This is a genomic window from Collimonas sp. GW821-FHT02H07, from assembly GCF_059421505.1.
Genome location: NZ_JBWKVC010000004.1, coordinates 60,408 through 80,849, shown reverse-complemented (window position 1 = coordinate 80,849; position 20,442 = coordinate 60,408). Strand labels below are relative to the sequence as shown.

At 58.1% G+C, this 20,442-nt stretch carries 15 protein-coding genes; 5 read left to right on the top strand and 10 right to left on the bottom strand.

The window, feature by feature from the left end; all coding sequences use genetic code 11:
• Window positions 1-40: 40 nt before the first annotated feature.
• Window positions 41-922, bottom strand: coding sequence for a cupin-like domain-containing protein (locus tag AC07V8_RS08325; RefSeq protein ID WP_211472078.1), 882 nt, complete (start codon window positions 920-922; stop codon window positions 41-43).
• Between the two features lie 10 nt (window positions 923-932).
• Complete coding sequence (locus tag AC07V8_RS08320; protein ID WP_211472080.1) at window positions 933-1,133, bottom strand: MbtH family protein; 201 nt, start codon at window positions 1,131-1,133, stop codon at window positions 933-935.
• 587 nt (window positions 1,134-1,720) lie between these two features.
• Here AC07V8_RS08320 and AC07V8_RS08315 point away from each other — a divergent pair.
• Window positions 1,721-4,411, top strand: coding sequence for a M1 family metallopeptidase (locus AC07V8_RS08315; protein ID WP_494678251.1), 2,691 nt, complete (start codon window positions 1,721-1,723; stop codon window positions 4,409-4,411).
• Window positions 4,412-4,508: 97 nt separating this feature from the next.
• Entirely contained in the window at window positions 4,509-6,590 is a 2,082-nt protein-coding gene (locus tag AC07V8_RS08310; RefSeq protein WP_494678252.1) for a M13 family metallopeptidase, read from the top strand.
• 79 nt (window positions 6,591-6,669) lie between these two features.
• Here AC07V8_RS08310 and tssL read toward each other — a convergent pair whose 3' ends face one another.
• Genes tssL through AC07V8_RS08275 form a run of 7 tightly spaced genes read right to left on the bottom strand, consistent with a single transcriptional unit; the run spans window position 6,670 to window position 14,737 of the window.
• Window positions 6,670-8,100 carry a type VI secretion system protein TssL, long form gene (gene tssL / locus AC07V8_RS08305; RefSeq protein ID WP_494678253.1) on the bottom strand — a complete coding sequence of 477 codons (1,431 nt, stop codon included), beginning with the start codon at window positions 8,098-8,100 and terminating at the stop codon, window positions 6,670-6,672.
• 36 nt (window positions 8,101-8,136) lie between these two features.
• Window positions 8,137-8,409 carry a PAAR domain-containing protein gene (locus AC07V8_RS08300; RefSeq protein WP_494678254.1) on the bottom strand — a complete coding sequence of 91 codons (273 nt, stop codon included), beginning with the start codon at window positions 8,407-8,409 and terminating at the stop codon, window positions 8,137-8,139.
• Between the two features lie 13 nt (window positions 8,410-8,422).
• Window positions 8,423-10,207 carry a T6SS phospholipase effector Tle1-like catalytic domain-containing protein gene (locus AC07V8_RS08295; protein ID WP_494678255.1) on the bottom strand — a complete coding sequence of 595 codons (1,785 nt, stop codon included), beginning with the start codon at window positions 10,205-10,207 and terminating at the stop codon, window positions 8,423-8,425.
• A complete protein-coding gene (locus AC07V8_RS08290; RefSeq protein WP_494678256.1) occupies window positions 10,204-10,800 on the bottom strand; it encodes a DUF3304 domain-containing protein in 597 nt (198 codons plus the stop codon). Before AC07V8_RS08290 ends, AC07V8_RS08295 begins: the two co-directional genes overlap by 4 nt.
• The gene (locus AC07V8_RS08285; RefSeq protein WP_494678257.1) at window positions 10,797-11,372 is read right to left on the bottom strand and encodes a DUF3304 domain-containing protein; all 576 of its coding nucleotides are present in this window, start codon (window positions 11,370-11,372) and stop codon (window positions 10,797-10,799) included. Before AC07V8_RS08285 ends, AC07V8_RS08290 begins: the two co-directional genes overlap by 4 nt.
• 13 nt (window positions 11,373-11,385) lie before the next feature.
• The gene (locus AC07V8_RS08280) at window positions 11,386-12,168 is read right to left on the bottom strand and encodes a DUF4123 domain-containing protein (protein WP_494678258.1); all 783 of its coding nucleotides are present in this window, start codon (window positions 12,166-12,168) and stop codon (window positions 11,386-11,388) included.
• A 7-nt stretch (window positions 12,169-12,175) separates the two neighbouring features.
• Window positions 12,176-14,737 carry a type VI secretion system Vgr family protein gene (locus AC07V8_RS08275; RefSeq protein WP_494721457.1) on the bottom strand — a complete coding sequence of 854 codons (2,562 nt, stop codon included), beginning with the start codon at window positions 14,735-14,737 and terminating at the stop codon, window positions 12,176-12,178.
• Window positions 14,738-15,063: 326 nt separating this feature from the next.
• Between AC07V8_RS08275 and AC07V8_RS08270 the strand changes: the two genes are divergently transcribed.
• Entirely contained in the window at window positions 15,064-16,218 is a 1,155-nt protein-coding gene (locus tag AC07V8_RS08270) for an ABC transporter substrate-binding protein (protein WP_494680705.1), read from the top strand.
• Window positions 16,219-16,272: 54 nt separating this feature from the next.
• Here AC07V8_RS08270 and AC07V8_RS08265 read toward each other — a convergent pair whose 3' ends face one another.
• Window positions 16,273-17,205: a 2-hydroxyacid dehydrogenase gene (locus tag AC07V8_RS08265; RefSeq protein WP_494680704.1), complete on the bottom strand. Its 933-nt coding sequence runs from the start codon at window positions 17,203-17,205 to the stop codon at window positions 16,273-16,275.
• A gap of 579 nt (window positions 17,206-17,784) precedes the next feature.
• Here AC07V8_RS08265 and wecB point away from each other — a divergent pair.
• A complete protein-coding gene (gene wecB, locus AC07V8_RS08260) occupies window positions 17,785-18,930 on the top strand; it encodes a non-hydrolyzing UDP-N-acetylglucosamine 2-epimerase (protein WP_494680703.1) in 1,146 nt (381 codons plus the stop codon).
• A 199-nt stretch (window positions 18,931-19,129) separates the two neighbouring features.
• On the top strand, window positions 19,130-20,440 hold the full coding sequence (locus AC07V8_RS08255) for a glycosyltransferase family 2 protein (protein ID WP_494680712.1): 1,311 nt from the start codon (window positions 19,130-19,132) through the stop codon (window positions 20,438-20,440).
• The last annotated feature ends 2 nt before the right edge of the window (window positions 20,441-20,442 follow it).

Here is a 20,442-nt window from a genome sequence, read left to right as displayed (position 1 = left end):
CACGCTTATCAACGAACGTCGTTTCGATGCCGAGGTCCCACTATGCGTATGGATTCAGGCGGGCCTGTTCGTCATCCCTGTCTTTGCGCAGCCATCTTTTCATTACGATCTTCGCGCATGCCGCAAGGTAGCCTGGGGCCAAACGCAATAACTGGCCGTAGGTGACAAAGAAGGTATTGATAGAGATTGAAATATCCATGGATATGACGCAGTGCCCCCAAAGCCTCGGAATAAACAAGGTCTCTCCAGGATGGATAATCGTTTGGTACGGGGTGCAGAATTGATAGTTAGGATATCGCTCCAGGTCAGGATTCTCGAAATCCACAGGACTGAAAGGCTTGAATTCAAATTCGCCTATGTACAGGTTCTTGCTCGATTGATCCGGTGGAAAAAGATATACCATCTTCCTGCCCACAACCTGGGTCAGGAAATTTGGCATCTGATCGTTGTGAATCGGCGTAAACGTGCCCTTGGGTCCTATCCATATATAGGAGTCCATGGTGGCGCCCGGAATATGCTTGACGCACCCTTTCAGATAGGGAAACGCTGCGATATCGTCTTTTAGCTTAGGAAACTGTTTTCGGAACGGACGGGCGGCCATGTAGTACATATGGTCCGGTTGCGTCAAAAGAATATTGATCAATTCCTTCAGTTTAAATTGCTTGAAGTACTGAAATTTGCTATAGCCCTGAGGGCTGTTATTGCCGACCCCGCGTTGATCAGGCTGGAAGATTTCGGCCAGCACCGTTTCATCGCCGCAATGCTGTCCGAAATAACCAAGCGACCATTTTTTCATCGCCGGCCAATCTTCGACTGCCCTTAGAATCTTCACCGGCTTTTCCTTCTTGAGGAAATGCTCCTGAAAATCAACGACCTTGGGTTTTACAATAGTCTCTACCGGCAGATATTCGTCATATGGCATAAACAGTTCCTCATCCTGCCTGTTGTTCAAGGTGCTCGCGCACGCTACGCGGCGTCATGTCCGTCCAGAGCTGCTCGATGCGCTGCAGGCATTGCTGCTTTGACGCCGGTTCGCCCACTACCGCCCAGCCGGCGGGCAGGCTGCGTCCCTGCATCCAAATCGAATATTGGTCCTCGTTGTTCTTCACTACGAAATGCAAATCTTCACCCACAGCCGACTCCCTGCAAAAAAAGAAACGCCAGTCAATATCCCCCGACCTGGCAGGGGCTGAGTTCAATAAAGAAACGTAGAACGGTGCAAATGCTGAATGCCCTGACGGGCATTTTTCGCGACGGGAAATTGCGCGGTATTTGATAGCGCCAACACCCTCTGCTGTCTTTTCATGACGCGCCACGAACCCAGGTCACACTCATGCCGACGCAGCGGCGATCGGAATAAATATTTTCCTCGCCAAATAATTTCCACCCAGGAATATTAGTCATTGCAAACCGGGATGGGCATCAGGAAACCGCTGTATTTATGTAGGCTGGATGGGAAAATTCAGGTAAGGATTGCCCTACCCGCGAGATGAGGAAGGAGAAGCGTGCGCTTGAAAAACGGCAATCGATGGAAGTTAATTTGGCATGGACTATAACTAAACATAATACAAAATGATCGCGGCAGCCCCGCGCTATCGGGAAAAAGGTAAATATGATTTTTTCCGGCGAACTAAAGCATATATAAGGGACTATTTCCCTGGCGAATCATCGTCGTGCGCGCTAGAATCCCAAGACAAAATTTGGGAGGATTTGACCTGTGATGTGCACTACCCGTCGTTTCACACTAGCCGCTCTCGCCCTCAGCATCTCGTCATTCAACGCCGCAGCGGCGACCCCGAATGACACAGCACCGCTGGGAAAACTACCACGCTGGGCCCAACCCCTGGCGTATCACCTCGACTTGCGCGTCGACCCGCAACAGTCCGCCTACAGCGGCAGCGCCACCATCGACCTCGAACTCAAGCAAGCCGCCGATCACCTGTGGCTGCACGGCCAGGACCTGAGCGTCGGCAAAGTCAGCCTGAGCGACAGCGCGAACCATGTCCATGCCGCGCGATACAAGGTTGCCGCGAAAAAGGAAGGCGTCGCCACTGTGGAGTTCGGCCAGACGCTGCCGGCCGGCCGCTATCGCATGACGCTGGAGTACAGCGCGCCGTTCAACCAGCAGCTGGAAGGCGTATACAAGGTCAGCAGCCAGGGCGCGCCCTATGTCATCACGCAGATGGAAGCGATCAGCGCGCGCTATGCATTCCCCGGTTTCGACGAGCCGTCTTTCAAGACCCCGTTCACGCTCAGCCTGACCGTGCCGGAAAGCCAGGTCGCGGTCGCCAACACCCGGCAAGTGGCGGAACAGAAGCTCGACAAGGGCTGGCGCAAGCTCAGTTTTGCCGCCACCAAACCGCTGCCGACCTATCTGGTGGCCTTCGCGGTCGGTCCGTGGGACGTGGTCGGCGGGCCGCAGATTCCGGCGACCCAATGGCGCGCCCATGCGACGCCGCTGCGCGGCATTGCGCCGCACGGCGAAGGCGAGCGCATCAAGCCGGCGCTGGCGCAGACCCCGGCCATCATCACGGCGCTGGAAGACTACTTCGGCCTCGGCTATCCCTTCGACAAGGTGGATTTGCTGGGAGCGCCCGACTTTGCCGCCGGCGCCATGGAAAATCCCGGCCTGGTCACCTTCCGCGATTACCTGATGCTGCAGGACGCCAACTCGCCGGCGCAAAATGTGCGCAGCTCGTTCAACATCAACGCTCATGAACTGGCGCACCAATGGTTCGGCGATACCGTCACCATGCCATGGTGGGACGACCTGTGGCTCAACGAAGCGTTCGCCACCTGGATGCAAGCCAAGATCACGCAGCAGCTGCATCCGGAATACCGCGCCGACCTGGGACTGATCAGCGGCGCCAATTACGCCATGCAAAGCGACAGCCTGGTCAGCGTGCGCAAGATCCGCCAGCCGATCACCGGCAACGGCGATATCGGCACGGCTTTCGACAGCATCACCTACGAGAAAGGCGCCGCGGTCCTGAACATGTTCGAACGCTACCTCGGCGCGGACACTTTCCGCCAAGGCGTGCGCGCCTATATCAAGCAGCATCAGTTTGCCAGCGCCACCGCGGACGACCTGGTGAGCGCGCTGGCCAAGGCTTCGGGCAAGGACCAGCGCTTTGCCAAGGCCATGCAAAGCTTCCTCGACCAGGCCGGCGTGCCGCTGGTCGACACCGCGCTCAGCATGGAAAACGGCAAGGCCGTGCTGCATCTGAAACAGCAGCGCTACCTGCCGCTCGGCTCCAGCGGCGACGCCCAGCGGCTGTGGGGCATCCCGGTCTGCGTGCGCTATAGCATTGCCGGCGGCGACGCCAGGACGCAATGCGAACTGCTGGACCAGGCACAAGGCAAGATGGAGCTGCCCGGCGCCACCGCCGGCAGCTGGTACATGCCGAATGCAGATGCCGCCGGCTACTACCGTTTCGACATGGCGCACGACGACCTGGTGCGCCTGACCGGCAACCTGGCGCAGCTGCCGGACACCGAACAGCTGGCCTACGCAGACGCCATCAATGCCGGCTTCGGCCGTGGCGACCTGGATGCCGCCGCAGTGCTGGCGGCCGCGCCGCGCCTGGCGCAGTCGAACACGCGCGAAGTGGCGACGGCCCTGATTCCCACCCTCAGGTGGCTGGCGAAATACGAAGTCCGCAGCGACGCCCAGCGCAATCGCCTGACCGACCTGGCGCGTACAATGTATCTGCCGCGCCTGCAGCAGCTCGGCTACCAGCGCCGCGCCGGCGAAAGCCAGGACGATGCGCTGCTGCGCGCAGCGCTGGCCCAGTTCCTGGCGCTCGACGTCAAGTTGCCGGAAGTACGCCAGGCCCTGCTGCTGCAAGGCGACAAGGCACTGGAGAAAAACGCCGACGGCAAGCTCGACCTGGCGGCAGCCAATCCTGACCTGCTGCGTGCCGTGCTGTCGGTCACCGCGCAAGAACAAGGGACGCCGGCAGTCGATGTCTTGATCAAGGCGCTCGGCAGCACCAGCGACCCGGCGCAGCGCATGGCGATCCTGAGCGGCCTGGGCGCCGCCACCGCCTCGGCCAGCGCCCAGCGCGCCCGCAACCTGGCGCTGGACCCGCTGGTCAAGGTCGGCGAAATGAGCACCTTGCTGCGCGCCAGCCGGGAAGACGGCGAAGGCCGCGAAGCGCTGTGGAAGTGGTTTACACTCAACCATGAACAGCTGATCAAACGCAGCGGTGAAACTTCCGGCGGCCGCTTGCCGGACCTGGTGGCCGGCGACAGCTGCTCGCAAAGCGAGGCCGACCGCCTGAGCGCCTTCTTCCAGCCGTTGCTGGGACAGTTGCCGGGCGCCGACCGCGGTCTGGCGCAAACCCGCGAAAAGACCCTGCTATGCACGGCCTTGCGCGAAAAACAAGATCCGGCGGCGATATTGCGGTAAAGGATGGACAAGAAAATAAACAGGGATTTGCAATAGCTTTATAGAATGCCTTACCAGGCTGTTTTTTCCGATGACTTCTCATAAGGATTACCTACTCGTGAAACGCTCTCTCATCTGTGCAGCTGTGCTGACACTGGTTGCAGGCTATACCTGCTCCACCGCCAGTTTTGCCCAAACACCCCGTACCGTCGCTGCCGCAGCCATGACAAGCTCGGCCAAGCAGGTCAGCGGCATCGATATGGCGAACGCCGACCTGGCGGTGCGCCCGCAGGACGATTTCTACAGCTACGTCAATGGCAGCTGGCTCAAGAAAACCGAAATCCCGGCCGACAAGTCGTCGTGGGGCGCCTTCTATGAGCTGCGTGAAAATTCGCTGACCCAGCTGCACACCATCGTCGATGCCGTCAGCGCCGAGAAAGACCTGAAAGCTGGCTCCAACAAGCAAAAGATCGCCGACCTGTACGCCAGCTACATGGATGAGCCGGCGCTCGAAAAACTCGGCATCAAGCCGCTCGAAGCAGAGTTCGCCAGAGTCGACGCCTTGAAGGACAAGAAACAGATCCCGGGCCTGATCGCCCATCTGAACAGCATCGGCGTCACTGCTCCCTACGACCTTGGCATCCACCAGGACGCCAAGGATTCGAGCAAGGTCATCGCCGATCTCGGCCAGAGCGGCCTCGGCTTGCCGGACCGCGACTACTACCTGAAAGCCGACGACGCCAAGCTGAAAGACACGCTGGCCAAGTACCGCGCCCATGTCGAAGCCATGCTGACCAAGTCCGGCGACAAGGCTGCCAAGAAAAACGCCGCCAGCATCGTCGCCCTGGAAACCGCGCTCGCCAAGATCCAATGGACCAAGGTCGAGCTGCGCGATCCGGTGAAGGCGTACAACCGGGTGGAACTGGACCAGCTGCACACGCTGGCGCCGCATTTCGAGTGGGACGGCTACCTGGCCGGCGCCGGCCTGAAAGACAAGGTCAGCTACCTGGTGATCAGCCAGCCGACCTACATCAAGGGCCTCGACAAGATTCTGCAAGACACGCCGCTGCCGGTCTGGAAAGCCTATTTCAAATGGCATGTGCTGAGCAGCTACGCATCCCAGCTGTCGAAAGAATATGTCGACCAGAACTTCTCGTTCAAGGGCACCGTCCTGCGCGGCGTGCCGCAAAACGAGCCGCGCTGGAAACGCGGCATCAGTGTGGTCGAAGCCGGCATCGGCGAAGGCCTGGGCCAGCTCTATGTCGAGCAGTTCTTCCCGCCTGAGAACAAGGCGCGCATGGAAAAGCTGGTGGCCAACCTGATCGCTGCCTACAACCAAAGCATCGACGGCCTGGACTGGATGGGCCCGGATACCAAGAAGCAAGCGCAAAAGAAACTGTCGACCCTGATGCTGAAGATCGGCTATCCGGACAAGTGGCGCGACTACTCCAGCCTGGTCATCAAGCGTGACGACCTGGTCGGCAACACCATGCGCGCCAGCGAATTCGAATTCAAGCGCAATATCGACAAGCTGGGCAAGCCGGTCGACCGCGCAGAATGGGGCATGACGCCGCAGACCGTGAACGCCTACTACAACCCGGAACTGAACGAAATCGTGTTCCCGGCAGCCATCCTGCAACCGCCGTTCTTCAATGCCAACGCGGATGACGCAGTCAACTACGGCGGCATCGGCGGCGTGATCGGCCATGAAATCAGCCACGGCTTCGACGACCAGGGCAGCCAGTACGATGAAATCGGCAACCTGCGCGACTGGTGGACCAAGGAAGACCACGAGAAATTCGCGATCAAGACCAAGGCCCTGGTACAGCAATACAATGCCTACAGCCCGGTCCCCGGCTACAAGGTCAACGGTGAACTGACCCTGGGCGAGAACATCGCCGACAACTCCGGCCTGGCGATCGCCTACAAGGCTTACCACCTGTCGCTGGACGGCAAGACCCCGCCGGTGATCGACGGCCTCACCGGCGACCAGCGCCTGTACCTGGGCTGGGGCCAGGTATGGCGCGCCAAGGTGCGCGATGCGCAAGCGATCGTGTACGTGAAAACCGATCCGCACTCGCCGCCACGCTTCCGCGGCAACGGCACGCTGGGCAACCAGCCTGGCTTCTACAGCGCCTTTGACGTCAAGCCGGGCGACAAGATGTACCTGCCGCCTGAGCAACGCGTTATCATGTGGTAACAACCTGACGCCGTCATGCAGTCCTGAAAGCCACCGAAGCCACCGATTTGTCGGTGGCTTTTTTATGGTTCTTCACGGATTACAGGGGTGCATCGGTTGTACGTACGGGTGTATTGAGGTCCCCTTGAGACGCAATGATTTCTACACGCCGGTTTGCCGCACGGCCGGCGGCGCTGGCATTGCTGGCCACGGGTTCGCTATCGCCACGGCCAATGATGTCCAAGCGATTGCTGGCCACTCCGGCTGCGCGCAGCACATCGCCCACATTGGCAGCACGTTCTTCCGACAAGGCCTGATTGTTCGGGAAGGCGCGGGTCTGGATCGGCACGTTGTCGGAGTGGCCGATCACTTGCACCCGGCCGGAGGCTTTCGCCAGCTCGGCGCCCACCTTGTTCAACAAGGGCAGCATATCGTCACGGAGTGTCGCGGCGCCCGCCGCGAAGAGATCGTCGCCCTTGAACAGCAAGCGGCTCTTGCGCGCTTCGCTCTCATCGACGGCCACTTTACCGCTGGCGATGTCTGCCTTGAGCAACGGCAGCAGGCGCAGCGGCGTGGACAGCGCAGGCGGCGGCGTCATCTTGCCGATATCGGTAATTTCCTGCACCAGTTGTTCGCTTTGCGTGACGAGTTCGTATTTGTACCAGCCAAACATGCTCAACGCCGCCACCACCGCCACCGCCGCCACCAGCCTTACCGGAATGTGACGCATCGGCATGAATTTGCCCGGCACGACAGGCATCAAATTCGGCGACAGCGGCGCCGGTGCAGACGGTTGGTTGGCATATAAAATATCGTACATGCCTTGGCAAATCTGATGGCATTTTTTATCGCCATCGGGATCCTCGCGATACATGCCCTTAAATCCCAAGCTGAGTATGTAATACTGCACCTCCAGCAAGTGGCGGTGCAGTTCCGGCTTGGCGGCAATGCCCGCCGCCATGGAGAAGAAATTTTCACCGCCTTTGCTATTTTGATGAAACTTTGCCGCCAGCATGCCGCCGCCGGCCCAGGCGCCGGGGTCGCCCGCTCCCTGGCTGCCGCCCCACTTGGTGCCGCAAGCGAATTCATCCAGGGCCGTGCATAAAAAATAGCTCGCTGCCGTCCTGTGCTCTCGCAAGATGTCGGCCCGATTGCACAGCACGGAAAAATTGATGATCTCCTGGTGCAGCAGGCGCCGGAACGATTCGATTTGAATGTGCGTCGTAAAGTCGGTTTTGCGCATGTCGGCCAGCATCCAGATCAACGGCTTGGCGGCCTGGTGCAAGGGATTGTTCGCCGCCTTCACCTTCAACAATTGCGTCTCCAATTGCTCGGGCGTGCTATTGGCTCTCTGAACGATCGCGTTGATTTCTTGCTCGATGCGTTCTTGTTCTTTGTCCGCATCGCTGGCAGCGACCTTCAACGGTATTGAACGGTTAACCGGCAATGCATTGCCCATCATCTTGAGCAAGCCATCGCCGGTTAATGGTACAAGTGGTGCAAGGGGCGTTGTGTCTGTCGAATCTGTCATGGTCGAAATATTTCTTTGTGCATCAAGTTGTCTGCATTACGCAGAAATGCGCGATAGGGCCGCTGCACCGGCTGCAATCAACAGGCAACCGCATTCGCAGCGATGATGGTGCAAGGCGACAGGGAGGCCGCCGCTGCGATGGTGCAATGAACCTTCTGCAATGCGCGTCATGCCGTGCCGGTCGCAACGCGCCAGATCGCCCATGCGGGCAACGGCGTTGCCGGCGATGGTGTCGAAAGGCGAGCCGGTGACGACCACCCCGCCATGGCTGAGGGCGTCGCCAACGACGACGATAGCTACATCAGACATCGGGCTCTCCTGATCAGGCCATCCGGGTTTGTTGAGGCATGTCGAGCCGGACATTCAATGGCGTTGCTGTGCCGGTATAGACGATGCGATAGCGGATATAGCCTTCGTGCTCGGCGAAGGATGCGACGATGGTGCCTAGTTTTTTGACAAAGTCGGCATAGGAATCGTGAACAAAGCGATCAAAAAAATCAGGCACACTGTCATGTATCGGCACTTTTCCTGCTTTAATTTTTGTCAGTATTTCGGCAGCCCTGCGAGAATAAGTTCCCTTTTTTTTGTCCACTTCAAATTCCGTAGCAGCAGAATTGGGAACATAGGTCAGCTGATCGGCAAAAATGCGCTCGCCGTGCAGCAGCCGCTCGTAACCTGCGCTATCAAAGCGGCTGGCATAAGCGACGCTGGTCAATGCAGTAAAAGCGTTTTTTTGACTGACTTGATAGCGCCACGCCAAATACAGCTCGCCATGCCGTTGCAATGTTTGGTCTACTGACAATTCCGGTACCGGCAGTGTTTTATCTTTCGGTAGTTCGGGTATCCCGCAGTTTTTTAAATAGCCGGTGACACTGCTGAGGACTGAAGGGTCGATGGCAAATTGTTCTTCCAGCCTCCTCTCATCGGCTTTTGGTTCGTCAAATTTTAGCCACGGATCACCATAAGTATGGAGTACACAGCTTTTACGCGCCGCAGCCAGCATATCGTTCAACGCTAATTGCGATAATTTCAGCTTGCTATCCACGTCTAATTTTGGCGCCGCCCCTATCTGCGGCGTGACAGAAATCGCTTTGCCTTGGTCAAAGGGCGCATAGCCGCCGCCGACATCGCTATGGACGCCAGGATAAAAGCGCTCACAAGCATTGGTTGGCATGACGCCATTTTCTTGACACACGCTATCGAGCGGAAAACTGGAGCGCAATTCATGCATCGCCGCAAAATGGATGCACTGCCGGACCGCCGGGTGAATGTGTAAATTTTTGGGTTCAGCCCAGTTTTGATGATTTTTATAAGGATCGGCAGGATTACCGACCGAAGCGACGGTATCGAAAATGCCCAATAGGCGCACATAAGAGGCGATGCCGAATAATTCTCTGTTGTGATCGGTAGAAGTCGTGGCGCCGAACAATAAATAGTCATGCAGCCAGGTGGTGAATGCGCGTGCTTGCGCTGCCCCGCGTGAAAAACCGAAAACATCGATATAGATGCCGGTGACTTTTCTGGGCATCTTGGGGTCTGCTAATTTCGTACTCAATTCGCCAGCCAGTTTGGCAAAAAAAGTGCCCCGACCGGGATTGTCGACCAAGCCGCGTTCGAGTCCCAACGCTTTGAGAATGCGCTCTTCTTCGCGCGGGACGAGGTCGCGAGAGGGGTCGTCGGGACGTACCCATGTTTCTGAGCATAGGGCGGCTATTTGGGCATCTGAAAATTTGGCGGGGCCATTTATAAATATATTTATCGAATTTATTATTTGTAATAGTCCTACCAAAATTCTCGCTTGGCCACCTTTCCCTGCTGCTGCTTCCAAGGGATTTTTACCAGATGTACCCAGTTCTTTGCATGGAGTGCCAACGCCGGCAATGTAATGACGGAAAAAGCCTTCAGCCGATTCTTCCCGGTATGCATCATAAAGCCGTGCGACATTGCTTTGTCCATCTTTGCCGCTATCTGCCTCGCGATTATTACCCGTGCCATCAAAGAAGATGCCAATGTTGAGGGTGTATTCACAATGCCCGCCACAAGAGACAGGCAACCCTGGAGCACAGGTCACTTTTACGGGTACTAAACAGTCTTGAACGGTCGTCATTGTTGCTCCTTTTTTTGGATACGTTTGTCATCAAGTGGAGATGCATAGTCGGGGCCTGGGCGACTAAAGGGATAGGCAGGCCCAGGATATTTGGGACTAATAACACCTTCAAGCGTGTACCAAACTTCCACATGGTTCTCTGGTAAAAAATGTACTTTCAAACCAGCACCATCACCGAGAGGCACAGCGAAATGCACCGGCACAGTCGCCTTATGCCATTCACTAATGCAACGGGCATCTGGATCAACACGTTTATTGTTGACGTATTTAATATGGCTGATATCGCATGTTTCCCATTTCACCGTCACCATTGCGGGCTTGTTCGGTTTTGGTGTCGGCACTTTGGCGCAGCAAACAGTGCTGCCGCCACCGCCCCAGCCAGTGGCGCTTCCACCCCAGGCGCCATTGACATAAAAATTCGGAATGCCAACCATTCTGCCTATGTGGCCAACGCCCGATATCGAGGTTGATCCTTCAGATAAAAAGGCATCAGAACTGGCGCAAGCGCTCAGTGACAGCGCCAGCAGCATCAGGTAAAAAAAACGATGCATTTTGATTTTCATGGAGAAAAGGCCGTATTGAGCGGTCGTCATTGTTGCTCCTTTTTCTGGATACGTTTGTCATCGAGTGGGGATGCATAGTCTGGGCCTGGACGGCTGCGTGGGTAAGCTGGGCCAGGGTAATCTGGGCTGAGTACGCCCTCGCGCGTGTACCAAATTTCCACATGATTCTCTGGTAAAAAATGCACCTTCATACCTGCTCCCTTGCCAAGTGGCACCACGAAATGCACAGGCACTGTCGCCTCATGCCATTCACTTACGCATTGAGGGTTGGGATCAACAGCAAGGCCGTTGACAAACTTGATATGGCCCTTGTCACATGTTTCCCATTTCACAGTCACCATTGCCGGCTTGTTCGGTGTTGGTGTCGGCACTTTGACGCAGCAAACGGTACCGCCGCCGCCGCCCCAGCCAGAGACATTTCCTCCCCATGCCCCATTGACATAAAATTTCGAAATACCAAGCATTCTTCCTGTATGACCAACGGCCGATACCGAGGTTGATCCTTCAGATAAAAAGGCATCAGAACTGGCGCAAGCGCTCAGTGACAGTGCCGGCACCATTGATAAAAACCAGCGAGGTAACACGGATTGTTTTGTTTTCATATGGCGCGTCCTTTCATTGCTTTTCTAAAATATCTTGCATGTCTTCTTGTGTGGCATGCGCTAAAAAAGTCACCCAGTCCCGTTGCTCCAATGCGTTTCCTCGCGTAGCAAACATGTGCTTGCCCAATGCCGTCAATACCTGCTGATTGCCACTCCCGCTCTGCAGCCACAGTTGCACGCAGTGATAGGCCAAACTCCAATGGGCGTAGGTGTGCTCGCCGAGTGTTTGCGCCTCATAGCCTAGGCGATGCAGTAGCGCGTCAGGCAGGGATGCGGTAGTCAGTTGATCGATTTGCTCAGTCGTCAGCACCCAAGGCCCGTTATGCGGTTCCGTTTCCGATGACGCTAGCGGCAGATCAAGACGTGAGTCATCACGCTGATGAATTTTCCACTCAGCCATCGGCAGCGTTAAACCACGCCATTGTGCTGATGTGAGCGTGCTGGGCAGATGGACAAGCATGCGGCAGTCTGCAAAGCGCAGAAAGAAAACGCTACCGGTATCGTCCATGACGCGCGTGAACTGCTGCAAGTGCTTCACCAGTTCTGGCGCAGTGAGCGTGGTGCGTATCAGTGATATGTGCAGGCTGGGCTTCAGTGCATTCCATAGCGCTTGCACCTGGCTAAATTCCTGCATCGCTTCCACCGCTGCGGCATCGATGATGACTGGCCCCAGCAGTGCAGCCTCTTTTCCGTCATACAGTGGATACAACCATTCTGGATGCGATTGTGGGTAGTAGGTTTTGAGGCCATCTATCATCGCGGTATCGATGAATACAAACAGGGTGGGTGTGGTCATGGCTGTATCACTCCGGTGTAGTAAGAGGTCCGCCCAATTTGGCCTGTCGTAGTAAGCATGGGATACATGGATCGACTTTGGGTAGGGTTGGCAACCTATCAGGCATCAGTTTCGGCCCGGGGACAGCATGTTTGGCATTGACGATATGGTCCTGGGCGTAATGATTGATGCTCGTGCCTTCCCACACAGTGCGGGAACCACCCTCAACGCCAATTTCCACTTGAGTTTTGGCGATGATGCGTATGCCTTTGTCTGTGCTCAAAATTTCAATGCCTTCTTGAGCGATCAATCTGATCATGTCGGTCAAGGCTTTGATTTCGATGAGGCCGGCGGCAGCGATCATCTTGATGCCGAGCGTGTGGACGAACCAACGCATGCCTTTGCCGACACTGCCGAACAGGCTGCCCATGCTGGCAACCGAGAAATGGCGCCCGCTGGTGATGGCGGTGTCTTCGCCGCTGGCGAGATGGGTGGAGCGTGCTGTGGTCGATTCCATGCCGGCCGGGCTGGCGAGCACCAGGTGCGGCTCTGCCAGCTCGGGAAATTGGCCGGCAGCCGGGTCGCCGCCGCTGCCTTTGATCGCCTCATTTTGTGCTTTGATGACGTTGACGACATCGCGCTGGTCGGCGTCAGGCTCTTGCGCTTGACCTTGCCGGGCGAGATCGGCCAGGGTTTCATGCTGCTCCCGCGCCTGCTGCAAGCGCTGCACGGTTTCGTCCATGCTCGTCATGTGGCCTTGGGCGTTGTGCCTGGCTTCGGCGCTGACGAGCACACCGGCGCCGCCGCGCAGCGCCAAGGGGCCATCGGTGCGGACTTCGGCGCCGTCGCCGCGCAGATCCTTGCGGCCGGCGTTGTTGTCGATGCGGGCGATGCTGCCGAGCGAGATCGAACTGGACAGATGATCGCTTTTCAGCTGCGCTTGTATGCGTTGGGCCGTGTCATCGAACACCAGGTGGTTGCTGCGGCCAGCAGCGGAATTGCCCTGGTCGTCCAGCAGTTCGCGGGTGCGGATGCCGGACAGAGCGCTTTGGTCAGGCAATGACCAGGGCGGCAAATTATGCTGGTTATGGACCCGGCCGGTGCAAATCGGCAAATCCGGATTGCCGTCGATGAAGCCGATCAGCACTTCCTGTCCCAGTCTTGGCAGGTGCATGCTGCCCAGCTGATTGCCTGCCCAGGCGTTGGCAACGCGCACCCAGCAACTGCTGTTCTGGTTTTTTTCACCGAGGCGATCCCAGGGAAACTGCACCTTGATTCTGCCCAGGTAATCGGTCCAGAGATTATTCTTTTCTGCACCGACCACGATCGCTGTAGCGATATGCATCACCGGCCTTGGCGTGAGGCGTTCCGGCCGGTAGCTGTTGCCCTTGACTGGCACGACCTCGAATTCGACGTCGATGTGATATGGCGCGGCGTTGTCGCCAGGCTGGGATTCCTGGGCGATATCTTTTATCGTCAGCGTGGCGGACAGAACCAGATAGGCGATGTTGGCCTTGTCGGTGGGATGTCGCGCAAGCGTAAAAATGCAGCCTGGCACGATGCCGCGCAGATGGCCGGCGCCGGTGGCGCGGCGGCCATTGTTGCGCAAGCGCTCCATGCGCATGCGAGCGATGAATTTTCCTTCGTCTTGCGGGTCGTTGCTTGCCTGCTGGACGCCGGCTTTGGGCTGCACGTAAAAACTGTCGGCATGATATTCATAGACTTCCGCCTCTTGTCCTGCGATGCGCGGTTCGCTGTGGGTAATCGTCAGATCGGCGCGAGGGCGGGTGTAGTCGTAATCGCCGCTGGTGTAGGCGCCTGAAGTGATGCGGTTGATGGGGGAAAAGGAATGGATGAATTCTTCATCAATGCGCCGCGGCTTCTCTTCGTAATAGCGGATGACGTGATACGCCTCGCTATGGAACGGCGCATGCGACGCGTTGGCGTCCGTCAGCGTGAGAGTGTGCTTGCCGTCCTTGTGCTCGAAGTAGTAATTGATGCCCCAATTTTCCAGCAAGCGGCTAATAAAATTGAAATCGGATTCGTTCGATTGCGTCGTGTAATCGCGCTTTGGATAGCGTTGCAGATCATACAAACGCTTTTCGATCGGAAATCCATACCCGCCCAGGACGGCATCGATGATCTCTACCACGGTCTTGTCCTGAAAAATCCGGTTGTCGGCATTCGTCGTCGCCAGATACAGCCAGGGCACGAGGGTAATCTCATAATGCACATGCCGCCCGACTTGCCGCACCATCTGGGCATCCAGGATCACGCCGGAAATTTCCCGTGTGCCGGCGCCGATATTGCCCATGCCGCTGGCGCCGGCCATGCCGGCAACAAAGGTGCCATTACCCTCCAGGGAAATCGTCAGCGTCAGTTCTTGCCCGATGAAGTCATCCAGATCGTAGTTGGCTGCCTGGGCTCCCAAGTGCGCTAAGGTGTCCGGGGTGCGAAATCCAATGTTGTATTGGTAAAGTTTGTTGAGGGCTTCTGTCCCCGTTATGCTGATCGGCACTAAAGCGGGCTGATCCAGAATGATCGGAATGGCGGTGCTGGAAGCACTCAAGATGCGTGGCGAACCAAACAAGATTATCTCCTTAACAATGGATTACAAATGTTATGTTTATGATAATTTCATTCTCAATCGCAAATAGGATTTTGGCAACAGAAAATTGCGCTGGAGAGGATGCGAGGGGATGTCATGGCACCGCCCCGCCAACGCTGGCAGGGCTTGCGGGGAAGATCATGCTTGATGACGGCTGCGCGTCATGTCGTTCAGATCTATCTGAATTGAACTGTTTACATTTTTGTTTCTGCAGTGATATATCTATAATACGCGGCGGCGCCATGCGGGAAGGTATGATTCATGCTTGCTCCATTGCATCGCTTGATCAACATCAGAAAGTGGCAATCATGCATCTTCCCCGCCGTCTCTTATCCTTTGTACTGCCGCTCGTCATCGGCGTCTGCGGCCCCATTTCCGCCAGCTTCGCCGAATCCGGCGTCACCGACCAGAAAATCGTGCTGGGACAGTCGGCGGCGTTTTCTGGCCCGGCCGCGCAGCTGGGGATACAGATGAATGCCGGCGCCAAGGCCTACTTCGATTCGGTGAACGAGCAAGGCGGCGTGTTTGGACGCCGTATCGAAATCATCAAGGCGGACGATAAATACGAAGCCGACCTGGCCGCCGCCAACACCAAGCGGCTGATTGAAAAAGACGATGTATTCGCCTTGTTCGGCTACGTCGGCACGCCGACCAGCAATGCCGCCTTGCCGATTTTCACGGAAGCCGGCGTGCCGTTTTTCGCGCCGGTCACCGGCGCCCAATCGCTGCGCGAGCCGCTCAACCGCCAGGTCTTCAACGTTCGCGCCAGCTACTTCGACGAAACCGAGCATCTGGTGGAAAAACTGGCGAACGTCGGCATCAAGAGCATCGCTGTGTTCTACCAGAACGACGCCTATGGCCGCGCCGGACTGGAAGGCGTGCAGCGGGCCTTGAAGAAATTGAATCTGGAAATGGTCGAATCGGCCACGGTGGAACGCAACAGCACCGACGTCAGCAAGGCCGTCGGCAAAATCCTGCCGAAACGTCCCGCCGCCGTGATCCAGATCAGCGCCTATGCTTCGTGCGCCGCTTACATCAAGGAAATGCGCAAGGCCGGCTACAACGGACAGTTCTATAACGTCTCGTTCGTCGGCAGCCAGGCGCTGGCCGATACGCTGGGCAAGGAAGGCGAAGGCGTGGTGATTTCCCAGGTTGTGCCATTTCCGTGGAGTTCGTCGGCGCCAGTGGTCGCCGAATATGTCAAGCTGATGGAAAAATCCGGCGTCAAGGAATCCAACTTTTCCAGCCTGGAAGGATTCATCGCGGCCAAGGTATTTGTCGAGGGCCTGAAGCGCGCCGGCAAGGATTTGACGCGGGCAAAACTGGTCAAGGCGCTGGAATCGATCAACATGAAGAACTACAACGGCGGCGGTTTCGACGTCAACTTCAGCGGCAGCAATCATAACGGCTCGACGTTCGTCGACATGACCATGATCACCAAGGACAAGAAGTTCCTGAACTGATATGCCTGTGGCAGCAGCAAAAAAAATCCGGCAACCGCCGGATTTTTTGTTTCATCAGACCGGCGTCAGCACCGGCTGCCCTGAAAAATGTCGCTGGCTGTTTTCCAAAAACAGGCGCACCGTCTCGGCCACCGACTCCGGCGACCATCCGGCCACATGCGGCGTCAGCACCGCATTCGGCAAGCCCAGCAATTCTGCCGGCGGCAACGGTTCGCTCTCGTAGACATCGAGGCCGGCGCCGCCCAGCCGGCCCTCGCGCAAGGCTTGCGCCAGCGCCGCGGTATCGATCACGCTGCCGCGCGCGATATTGACGACAAACCCCTGCGGCCCCAATGCATCCAGCACCGCCGCACCCACCATATGGCGGGTGCCGGCGCCGCCCGGCGTGGCGATCACCAGGAAGTCAGCCCATTCGGCCAGGGCCTGCAGCGTCGCAAAATAGGTGAACGGCACGTCATTGCGCGGCGAGCGGTTGTGATAGCCGATGGCCATGTCGAAAGCGGCGGCGCGGCGCGCAATCTGCTTGCCGATCGTGCCCAGCCCGACGATCCCCAGCCGCTTGCCGGAGACGCTGGGCGGCAAAGGCAGCGCATCGCGCCAGACGCCCTGGTGCAGCGCCACGCCCAGCTGCGGAATGCCGCGCACCGTCGCCAGCAGCAGGCCCATGGCGTGATCGGCAACGCAGGCGTCATTGGTGCCGGCGCCGTTGGCGACCGTGATGCCGCGCTCGCGCGCAGCCGCCACATCGATGTTTTCAAAACCCGCGCCTAGCGCGCAAATCAGTTCCAGTTTTGGCAAGGCGGCAATTTCCCGCGCTTGCAGGCCGATCGAGCCGATGGTCAGCACCGCCCGTATCTGCGCTGCATGGCCGGCGATGGCGTCGCTGCGTTGCGCGGCCGTAGGGGCATAGACGATCTGCCATTCTTGCGCAATGCGCTGCAGACTTTGTTCGGACAAGGGATTGAGAATCAGAAGAGTGGAAAGCATGGGATGCCAGGAGGAGGATGAAACGTTCCGCGCCGAATGCGCAATGCCGGTAATGATAGCGGTGAAATCCGGACCATGCTTGCGCGAGCCCACCCGGCAACTCGGCTCCCATATGCACAACTGACACCGGCGTATTTCATTGTTACTTTCGCACACCGGAAAATTGCCTGGCGCCGCGGCACGCTCAGGATCCGCACCACGCAAGACACCCTATCCAGACAGCCTTCAATGTATTTCCCAATCGCATTAAATACTTAACAATAAGTAACAGTTAAATCACATTTTTTATTATAAGATTTACATTACTCAGCAACATCATTAAGAGTTAAAATATTTTCTCAAAAGAAACTTATCTATAAGAACAATTAAGCATCGATGTCATGCTTTCCGCTGCCCGAACCCGTTGTCGCGGGCAGTCGACTTCCCCCTCGTTTCGGGGCTCCTGCCGGATAGGCGCGCAGCAAGAACATCATGGCCCTGGCGAAACTGATCTCAGCAGGCCGGCTTTTTAACTCGAACAGCCGAGTGTATAAAGTGAAAGTTCTATCTATCTTCGGAACACGCCCGGAGGCGGTAAAAATGGCTCCGGTGCTACGGGCGCTGACACGCGAGGCGGGCATCCAGTCGTTGGTGTGCGTCACCGGCCAGCATCGGCTCATGCTGCAGCAGGTGCTGGATTTGTTCAGCATCAAGGTCGATCACAGTCTCGACGTCATGCTGCCGGACCAGACCCTGAATGGGCTGAGCGCGCGCCTGATCGGCTTGCTCGACCCGGTGCTCGACGCTACCCGGCCGGACCGCATCCTGGTGCATGGCGACACCACCACCGCCATGATCGCCGCTCTCACCGCCTTCCATCGGCGGATACCGGTGGCCCATGTCGAAGCCGGCCTGCGCACCGGCGACCTGGCGCAACCCTGGCCGGAAGAAATGAACCGCCGCTACGTCGATGTGGTGAGCGACCTGCTGCTGGCGCCCACCGCCGGGGCCAAGGCCAGCCTGGCGACGGAGCACCTGGCCGGCCGGGTGGTCGTCACCGGCAACACGGTGATCGATGCGCTGCGCCTGAGCACCGAATCGATTGCCTTTGACCACAAGTTGCGCGAGCGCCTCGACGCCCACTTCCCTTACCTGCGCGCCGATAAAAAGCTGCTGCTGGTGACCGGCCACCGGCGCGAGAATTTCGGCACCGGGTTCGCCGAAATTTGCGATGCGCTGGCGATATTGTCGCGCCGCTCCGATATACAGATCGTCTATCCGGTGCACCTCAATCCGAACGTGCAGGGACCGGTGCAGGCGGCCTTGGCGCAGCTGCCGAATATCCACCTGATCGAACCGCTGGACTATCTGCTGTTTGTGCGGCTGATGCAACATTCGCACGTGATCCTGACCGACTCCGGCGGCGTGCAGGAAGAGGCGCCGTCGCTCGGCAAGCCGGTGCTGGTGATGCGCAATGTCACGGAACGGCCGGAAGCGGTGGCCGCCGGCACCGTGCAACTGGTCGGCACCGACGCGGCGCGCATCGTCGCCGCAGTGACCCAGCTTTACGAAGACGACGCCATCTGGCAGCTGGCGACGCAACGCGTCAATCCCTATGGCGACGGCCATGCGGCGGAGCGGATCGCCGCTGTGCTGTGCGGCAGAGAGATCGATGAATTTGGCGTGGAAAAATTTGAACCAATGGAAAAAATACGTCTGGTCGCGAAGAGCTTGAAGAAAATATAGACGCGCGGCTGGTGTTGCGGCGGAATCAGGGGGAAACATGGACAGCTGGCCTGATATTCCTGGCAAGGCAGCGGCATGCCGGCGGCCGGCGGCGGCGCGCCGGCCTGTTTTTCTTCTCATTGCCAGCCTGATGGCGGCCGCCGGCGAGGCGCATGCCTCGTCGCCGGCATTCAGCGCCCGCGCAGCAGAACTGGATCTGATGACCGCGATCCTGGCGGCGATAATATGCTTGCTGGTGATCTACACGGTCCGTCACTATCTGTTCACGCTCAACCGCCTGTTCGGACAGCAGCGCCAGCCCTACCTGGATATCGAGCAGGCGTTGTGGCCCACAGTCGTGGTGTGCGTCGCCGCCCACAATGAAGAACGGGTGATCGCGGATGCATTGAATGCCCTGCTCGAAGTCGACTATCCGCGCGACAAGCTGATCATCATGCCGGTCAACGACCGCTCCGGCGACGGCACCCGCGCCATCATCGACCGCATCGCCGCCGCCCATCCCGGCCGCTTCACCTTGTTCCACCGCGACAGCGGACGGCCCGGCAAGGCGGCCGCATTGCGCGACGCCACCGAGAGAATCCAGGCCGAAATCATCATCGTCTTCGACGCCGACTATCTGCCCGCGCGCGGCCTGATCAAGCAGCTGGTGGCGCCGTTTTTCGATCCGGAAGTGGGCGCCATCATGGGCCGCGTGGTGCCGATCAATGCCGGCGCCAACCTGCTCACGCGCCTGCTCGACCTGGAGCGGGCCGGCGGCTACCAGGTCGACCAGGCGGCGCGCATGAACCTGGGGCTGGTGCCGCAGTACGGTGGCACCGTCGGCGGCGTCAGGCGCTGCGCGCTGGAGGAAATCGGCGGCTGGAACAGCGACATGCTGGCGGAAGACACCGACGTCACCTTCCGCCTGTTGCAGCATGGCTGGAAAACGGTCTACCAGAACCGCTCTGAATGCTATGAAGAAGTGCCCGAGGCGTGGCCGGTCAGGATCCGGCAGATCAGCAGATGGTCGCGCGGCCACAACCAGGTCATGGGCCGCAACCTGATGCGCCTGCTGAAAAACCCGCGCATCAGCCGGCGCGAAAGAGCCGACGGCGTCTTGCTGCTGTGCGTATTCATCATGCCGCCCTTGCTGCTGCTCGGCTGGGGCATCACCATCATCCAGTTTTTCATGACCTCGCACCAATGGCTGTTCGGCTGGCTGGCCCTGAGCGGCATGGTGGCCTATGGCGCCTTCGGCACCAACGCGGCCTTTTTTGAAATGGCCGCCGCCACTTACCTGGACGGCAACCGCAACCGCATACGCTTGCTGCCGCTGAACATCTTCGGCTTCCTCGTCAGCCTGGCGGCGATTTCCCATGCGGCCGTTAACCAGTTGCTGGATGCGCTGCGCAAGCGTGAACTGGTATGGCACAAGACCGAACGATTCAGGACGGCGCCGGCAGCTCCTGTCCAGGAGCAGATTCTGCCGCGCGATAGCGCACTGCCCGGCTTGCCGGCAAAGGTTTCCTGAGC

Coding starts and splice junctions, on each gene's coding strand:
- AC07V8_RS08270 (WP_494680705.1), top strand. CDS start 15,064: ATGCATCTTCCCCGCCGTCTCTTATCCTTTGTACTGCCGCTCGTCATC.
- AC07V8_RS08255 (WP_494680712.1), top strand. CDS start 19,130: ATGACCGCGATCCTGGCGGCGATAATATGCTTGCTGGTGATCTACACG.
- AC07V8_RS08280 (WP_494678258.1), bottom strand. CDS start 12,168: ATGACCACACCCACCCTGTTTGTATTCATCGATACCGCGATGATAGAT.
- AC07V8_RS08265 (WP_494680704.1), bottom strand. CDS start 17,205: ATGCTTTCCACTCTTCTGATTCTCAATCCCTTGTCCGAACAAAGTCTG.
- AC07V8_RS08295 (WP_494678255.1), bottom strand. CDS start 10,207: ATGACGACCGTTCAAGACTGTTTAGTACCCGTAAAAGTGACCTGTGCT.
- AC07V8_RS08325 (WP_211472078.1), bottom strand. CDS start 922: ATGCCATATGACGAATATCTGCCGGTAGAGACTATTGTAAAACCCAAG.
- wecB (WP_494680703.1), top strand. CDS start 17,785: ATGGCTCCGGTGCTACGGGCGCTGACACGCGAGGCGGGCATCCAGTCG.
- AC07V8_RS08285 (WP_494678257.1), bottom strand. CDS start 11,372: ATGAAAACAAAACAATCCGTGTTACCTCGCTGGTTTTTATCAATGGTG.
- AC07V8_RS08300 (WP_494678254.1), bottom strand. CDS start 8,409: ATGTCTGATGTAGCTATCGTCGTCGTTGGCGACGCCCTCAGCCATGGC.
- tssL (WP_494678253.1), bottom strand. CDS start 8,100: ATGACAGATTCGACAGACACAACGCCCCTTGCACCACTTGTACCATTA.
- AC07V8_RS08315 (WP_494678251.1), top strand. CDS start 1,721: ATGTGCACTACCCGTCGTTTCACACTAGCCGCTCTCGCCCTCAGCATC.
- AC07V8_RS08290 (WP_494678256.1), bottom strand. CDS start 10,800: ATGACGACCGCTCAATACGGCCTTTTCTCCATGAAAATCAAAATGCAT.